The sequence below is a fragment of the Granulicella sibirica genome, from assembly GCF_004115155.1.
Taxonomy (GTDB): Bacteria; Acidobacteriota; Terriglobia; order Terriglobales; family Acidobacteriaceae; genus Edaphobacter; species Edaphobacter sibiricus.
The window spans coordinates 2,558,149-2,574,033 of sequence record NZ_RDSM01000001.1 but is presented as its reverse complement, the minus strand read 5'-3'; the positions used below and the strand labels follow the sequence as shown (position 1 = coordinate 2,574,033).

Genomic DNA, 15,885 nt, shown 5'->3' with positions numbered 1-15,885 from the left:
AACTTTGCGCACCTACCACGACCAGCCTCGTCATCGCCCACTTCTTCGGCTCCAAAAGCTACGCCCGAATCCCCTCCGAGAACGTCAGCTTTCGCGCCCGGGCGCGAGTCTGCAAACCGCGAACTCGTCCTCGCTGGCCTTGGTGCCAACTGATTTGGTGCGAAGCCGCGGCTTCAACGAGCACCACCTGCGAGACTGATCTGGGCTAGTGCCGCACGATGTCTCGATGTCACTCGGAGGACAAAAGGGGGGCCGAGGGCAGGTCGAGGGGTTGTGGCTCGCATGGGTCCCCATCAGCAACGCGCGCTTGCCTGTAACCATAACCGCTTTAGAGAGTTTTCTTGGGATCGTCGGCTAGCGAAACGGCGTTTTGACCAACTTCGATTCCGATTGGCTTCGGCGTGGGTCGAAGTTGCCGACAACGCGACTTCCAAGGACGTTCGCTGCTTGGCAGAAGCCCCCATTACCTCGCTCGCAGAAAAAGCCAGAGAACAGCAGCTCCGACCATCAAGCCGAGAGCGAACACAATGACGAACCGCCGTCTTGCGGTGACGAGGTCACGCACAACGCCGCTGCGTGGCTCCCTGACGGGTTCCTCAGGCGCAAGATCCGCTCCTTCTACGTCGGGATTAGCAAATCGCGTAGACAGCAAGACGTGAGCATGAATTCGTATCCATCGTTCAATTTCCGACTGGATATTTGCCTTTACGTCGGGGGATGTGCACCGATCTCGATCGACCTCGAGCGCAGCGATTTTTGCCCTGATTTCGTCGATGTCGGTCTGGAGATCCATATGCCCCGAAGTTTATCCGAAGGCCCCACTCAACATGCAATCTGTTGATACTCGGGAACCTCGCCCGCCTGGGCAGCCAAATCCCCCGACGTTGCCGAAATCACAGACTTTCAGGCGGTTCGTCACTCCACGCACGGGGTGTCGTTGCCTTCACGACGAAACATGTCCAATATCCCTAATATCCCCAATTGGCGAGTCTCTGAAAGTAGAGTTCGCTCTTGACGCCCGATCATTTCAGCCGCTGAGTTTAGTGTGCGAGGACTTCATACAGTCGGCCTTATGCTCCATATAAGATCGTCTACGTCAGCCGACCACTATGCCAGTCGTTTCCGCGCATGACTGTCATTCCCTCACCAGAGTGCAAACCGTCATGATCCCGCTGGAGCGCTTCGCATGAAACTTACCCCCAAACTTCTGGCCGTTCTCTGCGGCTTTGCGTCCATGCTCTCGCCTGCCCTTGCTTCCGACCATTCCTCGGCACCCATCGCTTCGCCCAATGTAGTCGCAGCCTACGGCAGGTTGCCCTTGAGCTTTACCGCGAACCAGGGCCAAGCCGATCCGCGCTTCGGTTTCATGGCTCAAGGCAGGCGGATATTCGATTTTCTTCTCCCAGGACAAGGCCGAGTTCACGCTGGTTGGCGCGAGGCTCCACGATGGGGATCGAGACGCTTCCAAGGGAGTCCTGCCACCTGCGGTGGAGAGGATCCTTCATGTGAGCCTGCTCGGGGCCGCCAACACACTCAAGAACGCCTCCGGCCTCGAGCCTCTTCCGGGCACAAGCAATTACCTTGTCGGTAATGATCCCTCGAAGTGGCATACGAGCGTGCCAAGCTTCGGGAAAGTAGAGTACGGCAAGGTTTACCCGGGGGTGGATCTTATCTACTACGGGAATCAGAAGCAACTCGAGTTCGATTTTGTTGTGCAGCCAGGTGCCGATACGAGTGCCATCGGGTTCAAGGTCGATGGGACCTCGAAGGGCGGGGACGTGCGGTTGGGGATTAATGAGGCGGGTGATCTTACTGCGGATGGCAAGGGAATTCTCCTTCACAAACCCGTCCTCTACCAGACGGACGCCGGGCAGAAGCGGCATCTGGTGGATGGCAGTTTCGTTCTCGCGGGGACGAACGAGGTCCGGTTCCGTATTGGGGAGTACGACCGCAGCAGGCAACTTACCATCGATCCAACGCTCGCCTACTCGACCTACTTTGGTGGTCCCGGAGATGAGAGCGCTTATGGCATCGGGGTCGATGCCCAGGGGAATGCGTACGTTCTCGGCTATTGCGATTTCGGCCAGTCGGGTGTGCCGACGACGCCTGGGGCCTACGAGACGAAGACGAAGACTCCCGGTTATGGTCTCTTTGTCACGAAGTTCAACCAGGATGGTTCCGCTCTCGTTTACAGCACATACCTCACAGACTCCCAGGGCTACGCGCAGCCGGGCTCCATTGCGGTCAGCAAGGCAGGGAATGCTTATATCCCGGGCCAGGCGTACAACATGGCCGGGGCGTACAGTTCCACCTTCCCCACAACACCGGGTGCTTACCAGCGCAAGTTTAGCGACCCATCGGCTCGGTTTGTGACGGAGCTCAATACCTCGGGTACAGGCCTTGTCTACTCCACTTTCCTATCGGATAGTGGCGAACAGTTTCAGACACCAGGCAATGTGATCGCGCTCGATGAAGCGGGGAATGCGTATGTCGCCGGCACCACCTACGCGAACGGCTTTCCGGTGACCCCGGGAGTCTTTCGAACGGGCCCCATCAACAACAACCAGGATGTTGCCTTCATTACGAAGCTGAACCCTCAGGGATCGGACCTGGTGTATTCGGCGCTGGTGGCGGGCGGAGGCGTAGTCCTCCAGGGCATGGCGATCGATGCCTCGCACAACATCTATCTCACGGGATTCACTGAGAACTATCCCGACTTTCCAGTCACGCCGGGAGCGTATCTGACGGTACCTCCACATAACGGTCTCGTCCCGTTCATCATGAAGATCAATCCGACGGCGAGCGCGGTGGTGTACTCCACCTTCTTCCAAGGGCTTCCGCAGGCGATTGCCGCTGATTCCGCAGGGTCTGCCTACGTCACAGGAAGCACATCCTCTTACAGCATGGTCCCAACTACACCAGGAGCGTTCGAGACAACAACAGGTTGCAACCTACTTTGCTATCCCGCATTCGTCACCAAGTTCAATCCCACGGGTACGGCCCTCGTCTACAGCACCTTACTCGCCGGGGGAAGCCGCTTTCTTAGTACTGGCGAGGCGATCGTCGTGAACTCAGCAGGGGAGGCCTACATCTCGGGTGAGACCAGCGACCCGAAGTTTCCCGTGACGGCGGAGGCATTTCAGAAGGTCACCACAGACGATCACAGTCTTAACACCGACATTTCGGATGATTTTCTTACCAGGCTGAACGCAACGGGCACCGGACTGGTCTATTCCACCCGCATCGGGGGAAACGGTTACGATATGAATCGTTTTGTTGCCTTAGATTCCTCAGGAAATGCCTACATGCAGGGCAGGTCGGTCCAAGCGGACGTCGATCATACGCCGAAAAACTACCCGACGACTCCGGGTGCCTACCAGACCACCTGGCCGAATTCTTATCGCCCGACCCCGGAGGGGGAGGCTTATGAGCTCGGAGCCATGACCATAAGCAAATTCTCCTTTGGCATACCGTTTTGCAGCTTCGCCCCGGTTGTGGAAGCCGCGGTGAACCGCAGTACAGAGGACAGCTTTGTCCTCGCGGCGAACTTCTCGCCGGGCGCCGGCGGCACCATCGATCCGATCAACGAATCCGTCACCATCACCGTCGGGCCCTCTTCGGTCATAATCCCGAAGAACTCCTTTGTGAAGGATGGTGCAGGCTACAGCTACCATGGGACGATCAATGGAGTGAGCATCGTGACTGCCATCACAGGAGCGGGGCCGTACACCATTCCGAGCAATGGATCGACACCTACTCCTGTCGCCGCTACCGGTGGCTGCTCGAAAGGAAAGTACATCCTGGCGGCAACCGGTCGCGGTGCGATTCTAACGGGGCTTACCAACCCGGTCACTGTCACGGTGAGCATCGGGGATGACTCGGGAACGCAGAAGGTTAACGCGCTGATCGAGCAGTAACGATCATCCCTGAATTGAACGCACACGACGGGAAGGCAGGCTATTCGGGCAAGCTTCCGAATAGCCTGTTTTCTCTGCTATCACGAAACTCGTGGTGTCTGGAGTGAACGTGCCGCTTCCGATTGCATCGTAGCCCAGTGTGATGATCGCTCCCGTCGTCACATCCACTGTCATCGATCCGGTAAGAGTTTGTGCTCGATTGGGAGCATCTGGCGGTGGATTGACGATGCTGCCATAAAGACCGAAGACGATGACGTTATCTGACATGATTTCTCCTCGAAAAGTACGCTGCGTGGAGGTTGTTTGCGCGCAAGGCAGCAAAGCGTCAGACCCCTCGGTTCAGGGTTCTCGTCAATAGCGGAGTAATTTTTTAGACCGGGGGGAGACGGCATCAAGCCAGTCTCGCGCGGTCGGTTCCCAAAGAGAACATGTAGGATGTCAAGAGTATTCTCTGCGTACTTTTTGCGAAAAAAGCTTCGGCCGGGTTAACCCACAGCAAGTTAAAAGCTTAGAGATGTTCGGCCCCTCTGTCGTTCATTCCTCGAGAGGGTCGAAAGCCTCTCCTGTATGCTTGCCGAAACATTTCTGCAGGACTCCTGGGAGTGATCATGCCCTTAGCAAGGCTGCCCGAGTCACGGGTAGCTAGTTCCCTGCTTCTGCTCGCAGGCGCTGTCCTCGTCCTCATTTTTGCGAAGGTGCTCCTCGTTCCATTGGCCTTCGCCCTGACACTTTCCTTCGTTCTGGTTCCCGGAGTTTCCCGGCTGGAAAAGAAAGGTGTCCCGCGAATCATCTCCGTGGGCATCGCGTGCTGCCTCCTGTGCGCCGCTCTGCTTGGGGGCGCATACGTCCTCTCGAACCAGATTCTGAACGTCGCGGAGACGCTGCCCAGCTACCGGGCAAACATCCAAAAGAAGATCGAGTCCCTCCATTCCAAGACCGAAGTCTCACTCGAAGCAGCGGCAGATCTCATCGAGGACATGAGCGGCGACCTGGCGAACACAAAACTGTCGTCGCCTGAGAAAGTAACTCCCGTGCGGGTAGTCGGCGAGCGGTCCGACCAGCTTCGATCGACGGCCGAACTGCTCATGAGAACACTCCAGCCGATCGGGGAGCTTGGCGTCGTCGTCATCTTCACTATCTACATGCTGCTCCACCGCGAGGAGCTACGGCACAGGCTTCTCCTGCTCGCCGGCATGGGCAACCTGAACGTCATGACCCACGCCCTTCAGGATGCAACCGACCGAATCAGCCAGTATCTCGTCATGCAGTTCCAGATCAACGCCTGTTACGGCGTTCTCTTTGGAACGGGGCTCTTCTTTCTGCACATCCCCGAGGCCACCCTATGGGGAGTCATCGCTGGCGCCCTGCGCATCGTGCCCTTCGTCGGAACCCTCATGGGAATGGCCTTTCCGCTCATCCTGTCCATTGCAGTCTCATCGAGCTGGTGGCCGCCAATGTTGGTAGCTGCTCTTTTCTTTACGCTCGAGATGCTGACAGCCAATGTAGTCGAGCCCTGGCTCTTCAGCGAGCGAACTGGCATCTCGTCGCTCGCCCTCCTGGCAAGCGCCATCTTCTGGTCGATGCTCTGGGGCTGGCCCGGCCTTGTTCTCTCCACTCCGCTCACGGTCTGCCTCGTGGTCGTCGGAAGACACGTACCCCAGTTCGCGTTCCTCAACAGCCTCCTAGGAACCACCGCAAAGCTCTCTCCGGCAGCCCACATGTACGAGCGTCTGCTCGCGCTCGATCAAGTCGAAGCCTCCTCGATCGCCGAGCGCTATCTCAAGGGAAGACCCCTTGTGAAACTCTACGATTCCGTGGTGATTCCAGTGCTGAGCCTCGCCGAAGAGGATCGGCACAAAGGCGCTCTCGACGACATCCGTTCGAAGTTCGTGCTCCTCAGCCTGGGAGAACTCGTAGCCAAAATGACGTCGTACGTTCAGGAGGGGCCACCGGCCGAGCCAAAGTCGGAGCGTGCGCTGCTCATCGAGAAGATGCACGTCCGTGTCTCGAAAGAGTTCGCCATCGTCTGCCTCTCGGCCAATGACCAGGCCGACGACCTCACCACAAGCATGCTCACCCAGTTGCTTGAGCGCGATGGCCACCAGACCCTCAAACTCTCAGCGGAAGCACTCTCTGAGGAGATCCTCGCAGGGCTCGCGACGGAGACGCAGACCGTCGTCTTCATCTCCGCTCTTCCCCCATTCGCGTTCGCCCAGGCGCGTGCTCTTTGCATAAAGCTAAGAAGCCACCTACCCAAGAACCGTATTGCGGTAGCGCTCTGGAACTCTCCCGAGGATGGCGAAGAAATCATCGGACGCTTTGGAAACGCAAGGCCCGATGCCGTGGTAGCAACACTCAAACAAGCCCTGCAGCAAGTTGAGGCGTGGCGAAGATAGAGTCTTTTGAGGCACTACCTTTGGATGCCTCCCGCTAAGTCACTGCAAGCGAGGAACTTGCTTCAAAAATCTTGCTTCAAAAAGTAGGTGCATCTCTTCCCGAGGAGCTTTACACTTCCCTCTCGAACGCCGACCTGTCCCTTGCGGTTTTGAAGTTTGCACACTTTCTCCCAGCCGGGATTACGCTCAACCAGTTTCTCGGGCCAGAGTTCCTGGACGTTTGCATTCTTCAACCGGGGTCCGCTCGATGCTCAACGAGCCGCAGAACCAACAGGAAATCCGTTTTGCCGTCGTCCTCTACGGCGGGGTATCTCTCGCGATCTATATCAATGGTGTAGCCCAGGAGATGAGAAACCTGGTGCGCGCGACATCCGGCGAGCCATTCACCGACGACGAAGCCAGGGGAACCGCTCCCGTCTACCAGCGGCTTGCCTATATCCTGCGGCGCGGACAGGCTCCGCGAACTCTACCTCACAAGAGCGACGTCATCACGTCGACCGAAACCAAATTCCTGGTCGACGTCATCTCCGGAACCTCCGCGGGAGGCATCAACGGAATCTTCCTCGCCAAATCCCTCGCCAACAATGTGCCCATGACCAGCCTGCAGGATCTCTGGTTCAACGAGGGTGCGATCGAGAGCCTCCTCAACGATAAGAAGTCCGACGAGAACACGAACCTCGCTCGCCCGGACGAGACCGAATCGCTTCTCAACAGCCGCCGCATGTACCTCAAGCTTCTCGATGCCTTCGACGGCATGGACGGCTCCTCCCGTCCCGAGAAGTCCACCGACACCGACGCTCCAGCCACCTCCCTCGGCGATGAAATCGACCTCTTCGCCACCACGACCGACATCGAAGGCATCCCCATTCCCATTCAGCTCTTCGATAACGTCGTCTACGAGCGGCGCTATCGCAACGCGTATCACCTCCAGTACCGCAAGGGCATTCGCAACGACTTCCAGCCCGATAACAATCCGTTCCTCGCCTTCGCCTCGCGCAGCACCTCCTCCTTCCCCTTTGCGTTCGAGCCCATGCGGCTTTGCAGCATCGACGAAATCCTTCAGCGGCACAAGATCTACGCCACCAGGATGGACTGCTTCTCCGATTCACCACGTTGGCAGAGGTATTACGCCAACTATCTCTCCGGAGTGAACCCGGGAAGCACACCATTCCCAAAACGTGCCTTCGGAGATGGCGGCTACCTCAACAACGCACCGTTCAGCTATGCCGTCGATGCCCTCCTGAAGCGCCAGTCTTTCGTCCCCATCACGCGCAAGTTGATCTACGTCGAGCCGAGTCCGGACCACGTAGAGACAGCTCCGCCAAAGCCCCCGCCGAACGCCATCGAAAACAGCATCGATGCCCTCATCACCATCCCTGGCTACCAGACGATCCGCAACGACCTGACGCGCGTGCTCGACAGAAACCGCGCCGTAACCCGGATCAATAAGACCCTCTCCGAAGTCGAAGCCGAGATCGAGCAGCAGATCAAGAATGGAACGGCGATCGAACCCGGATCGGAGGAGAGCAGGCGGGAGATCTGGTTCTCGAAGGACGTCTGCCTCCGCGCCTACTACCGCATGCGATCGTCGGAGGTCACCGACCAGCTTGCGATCGTGGTTGCGAAGGCCCGCTCCATCGACGAGGACTCAGCCTACTTCTACGCGCTGCGTTCCCTCATCCGCGCATGGCGAGAGCAGGACTTCGGCACCACTCCCCGCTCCGGAGAACCCGAGGCACTTGCGCGTGCCCTCGATGGACTCACCCGCTACCTCGCGGGATTCGACCTCCCATACCGCCTGCGGCGCCTCCGCTTCATCGCCAGAAAACTCGACGTCCTCTACAGCGTGCGCTCCACAAACGAGAAGAGTCCCGCGAAACAGGAGGCCATGGCGACCCTGAGGTTCGGCATGAGCAGCCTCGACGCTCCACCCCGCCTGCCGGACGGCCTCAAGGACATGCGCCAGCTCGTAGGCACGCTCTATAAGCAGCTCAAGAAGATTGAAGACGAACTCATGCGTGAGGCGGACCTCCAGGAGCAGGTCGAGAGCGCGAGAGCAAAGGCCGCGGCAAAAAAGCCGATGGATGCCCGCGAGTACGTCAGCTCCATCCTCCCCGACCGGCAGGACATCATCGACGTTCTCAACCGAATCATCGGCGGCCCGAACCAGGCTGCGGAACCCGCCGGGGCGGTCCGGTTCGCCACACGTGAAACGAAGCGAAGCTCATCCGACCCCACGGATATCGAAAAGCTACGCGACGCACGCGCGAACGACCTGCTGGCGGACGACATGCGGCAACAAAAACCGCAGATTTATCCCGTCCTCCATCAACTTGGAGGGACCTTGTCAGCCGGTCTGGACAACTTCCTTCAGGCCACGCACCACGAACTGGACGCTGCCTTCAACGCAAGCGATGCAGGCCGCATCGCCGGCAGGCTCTTCGCCAACTTCGATCTCTTCGACGCCATCCAGTTCCCCATGATGTTCGGCACCGACGTTATCTCCTCCGACACCATCGACATCCTCCGAATTGCACCCGAAGACGCCGGAGGCCTCATCCCCGACGTCACCGAGCGGCGGCAAAAGCTCAAGGGTCTTGCCGTCGCGCATTTTGGAGCGTTTCTCGATCGCGACTGGCGGGTAAGCGATCTGCTCTGGGGACGCCTCGACGCCGCCGAGCGGCTCATCACGTCCCTGCTCCCCTACGACGAAAATCAACCCGTAAGGGATCAGCTCATCGAAGAGGCGCACAACGCCATCTTCGTCGACTTCCAGGTCCAGTCCAAGCTCAAGGAGATGACCGCCCGGCAGCTTGCCGCGCAAGGCCCGGCCAATCAACTCAGCGACGCGAAGGTAGCGGACCTCCTGAACGTCGTCGCTCCAGACCCCGTACCGTGCGACACCGAAGAACACCGCAGACTCATGAAAGTCTGGCAGGATCTCGTCCCCAAGGGCATGGAGCGCGAAACCGAGCTGAAAGTGATCGCGCGTGCCACCACCATCTTCGGCAAAATGATGGAGACGATCTCTCGTGAGAGAAACTTCTTCACCCAGGCAGGCTGGATCACCAACTTCGGAAGAGCCTTCTGGGGCGTCGTCGAGATCTCCGTCCCCAGGACAGTCTTCTGGGATCTTGCGAACTACTGGCAGCAGCTCATCCTGCTCATCGCACTCTTCCTGATCGGCTGCGGCATCGTCTTCGCGCCGGCGGTCCTGGGACTCGGCTGGTCTCTCCTCGGCTTCTCCCTCCTCCTGGTCACCCTTCGAGCCCTTCTCGCGGCTTATATCCGCGGGGAGAAAGACACCCGCTGGAAAACGGCCTTAGTCTTCATTGGAGTTCTGTTCCTGCTCATAGCGCTTATCCAGATCGGAACCTGGCTCTACCCGCTCTGGGAGTGGTTAGCTCCCAAGGTCCCTATACTTCACTTCCTGCAATCGCACTCGAAGCAATAATGGGTGGCACTTCGTCCGATCTGCCACACCGGAACGTTTGTTCCTCACAATCCTCATCCCTTCTGTAGAATGGCCCCGTCTCCCCAAAGAGGTCGGTCTTAATGTCGAAAAAGGGCAAACCCATGAGCGAAGTGGAACAAAAGGATATGCCGGGAGCAGAAGTCGCGGGACCGGAAGCAGGCGCGAGCGTCGATAAGATCCGTGACATTCTCTTCGGATCGCAGATCAAAAACTATGAAGCACGCTTCGCCAGGCTCGAAGAAAACCTCGTCCGCGAGACCGTCGAGTTGAAGGAGACGATGCGCAAGCGCTTCGACTCCCTCGAAGGCTTCTTCCGCAGCGAAACCGAGGCTCTGGCCGCCCGCATCAAGGCCGAACGCGAAGAGCGGACGAACAACTTCCACTCCCTCGACCGCGATCTCAAGTCCATCCACGACGAGATGAATCGCAAGATCCACGATCTCGATGCCTCCACCGCCGAGGGACAGAGCACCCTGCGCAAGGAGCTCATGGCCGAGTCGCGCAAGCTCCTCGACGAGATCGCCGAGCGCCACGACAGTCTCCGCGCCCTCCTCGAGCGTCGCGTCGGCGAACTGCGCCACACCAAGACCGATCGCGCTCTGCTCTCGGAGCTTCTCATCGGAATGGCGACTCAGATCAGCGAGGACGGTCAGCCCGGACAGGACTCCAACGAAGGTCATTAGCGCCAGACGACTGGCCAGCAAGCCGCCGGGACGATAGCCAATGGCCGATGACCTCCTAACCAATCAACCAAACAGCGGCGACGGCGCGGCTGACCCGGACGACACGGAAGACCGACTGCGTCAGCTTCGCTCTCTCCTGCTCGGCCCCGAGGTCGAGCAGATCGCAGCCCTGCGCCGCCGTCTCGACGACCCGCGCCTTCGCTCCGAAGAGCTCAGCACAAGCATCGCTGAAGCCATAGCCCTCCGCGCCAAACAAGATCACAAACTCCAGACCACCCTCCAGCCCCTCATTGAAGAAGCCCTCCGCATCTCCGTCGCGCGCGATCCCGCCATGCTCGCGACCTCGCTCTTCCCCATCATCGGTGACGCCGTTCGCAAGGCCGTGGCCCACGCCCTCCAGGGCATGTTCGATTCCCTCAACCTCATGCTCGACCGCGGCCTGTCCTTCGAGAGCTGGCGCTGGCGCTTCGAGGCGTGGCGCACCGGCCGCTCCTTCGGCGAAGTCGCCCTCACCCATAGCCTCAGCTACCGTGTCGAGCAGGTCTTCCTCATCCACCGCGAAACCGGCCTGCTCCTCGGCCACGTCGCCGTCAGCGATGGCGTCGTGCAGGATGCCGACCTCATCTCCGGCATGCTCACCGCCATCCAGGACTTCGTCCGCGACTCCTTCGGCCGCGCCAAGTCCGACGAGCTCGAAGACATGCAGGTCGGCGAATTCAAGCTCTGGCTAGCCCACGGCCCTCTCGCCCTCCTTGCCGCTGTCGTCAGTGGCCAACCCCCGCCAGAGCTCCGCCAGGTCTTTGAACGCGAACTCGAAGCCATCCATGCCGAGTTTTCCTCTGCCCTCCAAACCTTCGACGGAGACTCCTCGACCGTCGAAGGCGCAAAGGTCAACCTGCAACGTTGCCTTCTCGGAGGTCAGAAAGCCCGCGTCAAGAAGTCCTATAAGGCCGTCTGGCTCGCCTTCGCAGTCATCCTGCTCGCCATCGCGGCTCTCATCGCGCTGCGCGTCCGCGACAACCAGCGCTGGGCCGATTACGTCGATCGTCTCCGCAACGAGCCCGGCATCGTCGTCATTCAGGATCGCCGCCTCTGGTTCCGTTACTCCATCGCCGGCCTGCGCGATCCCCTCGCAGTCGACCCACGCTCCTTCCTCGCCGACTCGAACATCCCCGAAAACAAAGTCTCGCAGCGCTGGGAGCCCTATCAATCCCTCGATCCAAAGTTCGACGGCAAGCGCCGCATGGAAACCGAAAAGGCCATCCTCGAACGCGAGGTGCTCCACTTCGACCTCAACTCCGCCCAGCTCCCCATGAACCAGTTCGAGGAACTCGAAGCGACCGAAGAGGAGATCAAGATCATCGGCCGTATCGCCCTCGCCGACGGGCTGCCCATCCAGATCGAGATCTACGGACACACCGACCGCACCGGCAAAGAGGATCACAACGTCGAACTCAGCCAGGCGAGAGCCAGAACCGTCTCGAACGCCCTTCTCGAGCGCGGCATCCCTGCCTACATCCTCTCGCCCTCCGGCGTAGCCGATAGCAACCCCGAGCACGCCGCCATGGAAACGTATCCGCAGGAACTCGACCGGCGCGTCACCTTCAAACTCATCATGCCTGCCGCACACTCGAAGGACACCCCGCGATGATCCAGAAAAAGATCTGCATGATCGGCTCCTTCGGCGTCGGCAAGACCAGCCTTGTCGCCCGCTACGTCCGAAGTATCTTCTCCGACAAGTACCTCACCACGCTCGGCGTCAAAATCGACAAGAAAGCCCTCATCGTCGACGATCAGGAGGTCAACCTGATGCTCTGGGATCTCGCCGGGGAAGACGCCCTCACCCAGATCAAGCCCATGCAGCTTCGCGGCTCCTCCGGCTACATCCTCGTCGCCGACGGCACCCGAGCCAGCACCCTCGAGGCCGCGATCGACCTCCAATCCCGCGTCCAGGCAGAACTCGGCCCCGTCCCGTTCACCTGTGTCGTCAACAAGCTCGACCTGCGCGAAACCTGGGAGATCGACGAAGCAGCGTTAACACGCCTCGCGGACCTCGGCTGGACCTTCCTCCTGACCAGCGCCAGGAGCGGCGAGGGCGTCCAGGAGCTCTTCCAGACCCTCGCCGAACGCATGGTGCGTGAGAAAAAAGCCGATGCCTGACCCCGTCGCCGCCGCCTCATCCAATGCCGCTGCCGTTCTGCTCAACGGCATGCAGTTCGCTGTCTTCGAGCGAGACGACACCGGCCACTTCACACCCATCATCACCCCACCAGAATGGTTCGAAACCCTCATCGCGCGCGGATACGCGGAAAACCCCGAGTCCCTCACCAGCCACTTCCCCGCGCTCGAAGGCTTTCTCCCCGTAGCCGAAGAGTTCTGGCAAGCCTCATCCACCCCACGCCTTCAATCCGACTTCTGGACCGAATCCGACCTCGAGGGCAACGAGTACCACCTACTCGCCATCGCCGTGACCTCCGGCTCACGCCACTTCCTCGCCATCGAGCGCGCCGACGCCACCTACATCAACCACCAGCAACTCCAGCTCTACGCCCACGAAATGGTCATCCAGTACGAGACCATCACCCGGCTTAACCGCGAAGTCGAGCGCGCCACCCAGGCCAAGAGCGAGTTCCTCGCCACCATGAGCCACGAGATCCGCACCCCGCTCAACGCCATCCTCGGCATGGCCGATCTCCTCGCCGAAACTCACCTGGACACAGAGCAGCGCCGCTACGTCGACGTCTTTCAGCGCGCCGGAGCAAACCTCCTCGGCCTCATCAACGACATCCTCGATCTCTCCAAGGTCGAGTCCGGCCACCTCGAGCTCGAGTCCGTCGACTTCGAGCCCGCCGAGGTCATCGCCCGCGTCCTCGACCTCACCCGCGTCAAGGCCTCCGCCAAGGGCCTCGAAGTCGGTTCCACGCTAGCCGCCGATCTCCCACCCGTTCTTATCGGCGACCCCCTCCGCCTCCGCCAGATCCTCATCAACCTCCTCGGCAACGCCATGAAGTTCACCGACACCGGCAGACTCGAAGTCCTGGTCAGCCAGGATCCCGGCGACCCCACCCCCGGCTCGCTCCTCTTCCGTGTCCGCGATACCGGCATCGGCATCCCCCCCGAAAAGCTCGGCTCCATCTTCGAGAACTTCTCCCAGGCCGACTCCTCCACCACCCGCAAATACGGAGGCACCGGCCTCGGCCTCGCCATCTCCAGGCGCCTCGTTGAGATGATGGGCGGCCGCATCTGGGTCGAGAGCATCGTCGGCCAGGGCAGCACCTTCCTCTTCACCGTCAAGCTCGGAGTCTCAGGCCGCACCGAACTCTCACCCCGCACACCCGAAACCACCGCGCCCAACTCCCTCGACCTCCCCGCCGCCCACATCCTCCTCGCCGACGACTCCGAAGACAACCGCTTCCTCCTCCAGGAGTACCTCAAGCGCTCCCCCTGCATCCTCGAGCTGGCCGAAAACGGCGAAATCGCTCTCGGCAAGATGAAGTTCCGCCACTACGACCTCGTCCTCATGGACGCCCACATGCCCGTCATGGACGGCTACACCGCCACAACGAAAATGCGCGAGTGGGAGAGCAAACAGGGAGCCCAACCCCTCCCCATCATCGCCCTCACAGCCGACGCCTTCAAGGAAGCACTCACCCAAAGCATGTCCGCCGGTTGCAACGCCCACCTCACCAAGCCCATCAGCAAGACAACCCTCGTCGCCGCCATCCGCCGCCACGCCCTCCCCTGTAGCCAGCGACCGGCTCAAAACGCGCCCGTGCCCGCCTCTGCAACCGCCCCCGTCGAGCAGTCCATCTCCGCCCTCGCACCCCGCTATCTCAGGAATGTCGAAAAGGAACTGAAAGCTCTTCGTCTTGCCGAAGCTGCCGAAGACTACACTACGATCCAACGGATCGGGCACAATCTTCACGGCACCGGAAAGAGCTTTGGCTTTCCCTACATCACCGAAGTAGGCACCACCATCGAGCTCGCCGCCAGGGACCACGCGATCGAACAAATCCGCACCGCGATCGCGGACTTCGGAAGCTATCTCGAGCAACTGCTGACAGGCATAACCTAGAGGGCAACATCATGCGCGTACGTTTCTGGGGAACCCGAGGATCGATCGCCACACCCGGCCCATCCACGGTGAAATTCGGCGGCAACACCCTCTGCGTTGAAGTCGTCACCGACGCAGGCCAGCGCATCATCCTCGACTGCGGCACCGGCGTCCGCCTCCTCGGCATGGACATGATGAAGACCCCGCGCCCACACCGCGCCACCATCCTCATCGGCCACACCCACTGGGACCACATCCAGGGCTTCCCCTTCTTCGCTCCCGTCTTCATCCCCGGCAACGAGTTCACCATCTGCGCCGCCGAGGGCCTCGGAAACTCGCTCGCCAACGTACTCGCCGGCCAGATGGAGTTCACCTACTTCCCCGTCAAGCTCGACGAACTCCCCGGCAAGATCACCTACCGCGACCTCAGCGAAGGTGCCCACGACATCAACGGAGTCCGCGTCCTCACCCAGTACCTCAACCACCCCGCCATCTGCCTCGGCTATCGCATCGAGGCCGACGGCGTCGCAGTCGTCTACCTCACGGACCACGAGCCTTTCTCCGACACCCTCTGGCGCGCCGACGCCGAACCCGGCAAGCTCGAATCCATCCTCCACCCCGGCGACCGCCGCCACGCCGAGTTCATGGCCGGAGCCGACCTCGTCATTCACGACAGCCAGTACACCCCACGCGAATACCCCTCCAAGAAGAACTGGGGCCACAGCACCTACGAGTACGCCGTCGAACTCGCTACGGTAGCCGGGGTCAAACAGCTCGCGCTCATCCACCACGATCCCCTCCACGACGACGAGATGATGGCCGAAATTGAGCAGCAGGCCATCCAGTTCGCCGCTGAACATTCCAACGGCCCGCGCGTCTTCTGCGCCTGCGAAGGCGGCGAGATCGTTGTCATCCCCTCCGCCGCCACCTACCAGCCCGAACCCACCCAGCAAGCCCCCAGCGTCCGCCCCCAGAGCCGACTCAAGGTTCTCGTCGCCGACGACGACTCCAACATCCACCTCCTCGCCGAATCCGCCCTCGCCCGCGACTTCGATCTTTCCGTCGCCGACGACGGCGAACAGTGCCTCGCCGCCATCCTCGAAAGCACACCCGACCTCCTCGTCCTCGACCTCAACATGCCAAACATGGACGGCCTCACCGTCCTCAAGCGCCTCCGCGCCGATACCGCCACCGACGCCCTCCCCGTCCTCGTCCTCACCGCCGCCGGCGACGAAGGAAGCACCCGTGCCGCCTTCGAAGCCGGTGCCACCGACTACCTCACCAAGCCCTTCACCATCCCCCAACTCACCACCCGCGTCACGACCTGCCTCGCCCGCGTCCTGAGCAAGAGCTGAAGGAG

At 60.5% G+C, this 15,885-nt stretch carries 9 protein-coding genes; 8 read left to right on the top strand and 1 reads right to left on the bottom strand.

Annotated features, from left to right (window positions below):
* Positions 1-1,349: 1,349 nt before the first annotated feature.
* Positions 1,350-3,917 carry a DUF7948 domain-containing protein gene (locus tag GRAN_RS10700; protein WP_479680602.1) on the top strand — a complete coding sequence of 856 codons (2,568 nt, stop codon included), beginning with the start codon at positions 1,350-1,352 and terminating at the stop codon, positions 3,915-3,917.
* 3 nt (positions 3,918-3,920) lie between these two features.
* Here the strand turns inward: GRAN_RS10700 and GRAN_RS10695 are convergent, their stop codons facing one another.
* On the bottom strand, positions 3,921-4,184 hold the full coding sequence (locus GRAN_RS10695) for a hypothetical protein (protein WP_128912849.1): 264 nt from the start codon (positions 4,182-4,184) through the stop codon (positions 3,921-3,923).
* 341 nt (positions 4,185-4,525) lie between these two features.
* On the opposite strand from GRAN_RS10695, the gene GRAN_RS10690 reads away from it, so the two are divergent.
* The 7 genes from GRAN_RS10690 (at position 4,526) to GRAN_RS26640 (ending at position 15,880) form a co-directional block, all read left to right on the top strand.
* Positions 4,526-6,313, top strand: coding sequence for an AI-2E family transporter (locus GRAN_RS10690; RefSeq protein ID WP_128912848.1), 1,788 nt, complete (start codon positions 4,526-4,528; stop codon positions 6,311-6,313).
* 220 nt (positions 6,314-6,533) lie between these two features.
* Positions 6,534-9,767: a patatin-like protein gene (locus tag GRAN_RS10685; RefSeq protein ID WP_128912847.1), complete on the top strand. Its 3,234-nt coding sequence runs from the start codon at positions 6,534-6,536 to the stop codon at positions 9,765-9,767.
* Between the two features lie 122 nt (positions 9,768-9,889).
* Complete coding sequence (locus GRAN_RS10680; RefSeq protein WP_128912846.1) at positions 9,890-10,471, top strand: hypothetical protein; 582 nt, start codon at positions 9,890-9,892, stop codon at positions 10,469-10,471.
* A 40-nt stretch (positions 10,472-10,511) separates the two neighbouring features.
* The gene (locus tag GRAN_RS10675) at positions 10,512-12,122 is read left to right on the top strand and encodes an OmpA family protein (protein WP_128912845.1); all 1,611 of its coding nucleotides are present in this window, start codon (positions 10,512-10,514) and stop codon (positions 12,120-12,122) included.
* Positions 12,119-12,631 (top strand): Rab family GTPase, encoded by a 513-nt coding sequence (locus GRAN_RS10670; protein ID WP_128912844.1) that lies wholly within the window; start codon positions 12,119-12,121, stop codon positions 12,629-12,631. The genes GRAN_RS10675 and GRAN_RS10670 overlap by 4 nt, the downstream gene beginning before the upstream one ends.
* On the top strand, positions 12,624-14,546 hold the full coding sequence (locus tag GRAN_RS10665; protein ID WP_128912843.1) for an ATP-binding protein: 1,923 nt from the start codon (positions 12,624-12,626) through the stop codon (positions 14,544-14,546). Before GRAN_RS10670 ends, GRAN_RS10665 begins: the two co-directional genes overlap by 8 nt.
* Positions 14,547-14,557: 11 nt before the next feature.
* Entirely contained in the window at positions 14,558-15,880 is a 1,323-nt protein-coding gene (locus GRAN_RS26640; protein WP_128912842.1) for a response regulator, read from the top strand.
* The last annotated feature ends 5 nt before the right edge of the window (positions 15,881-15,885 follow it).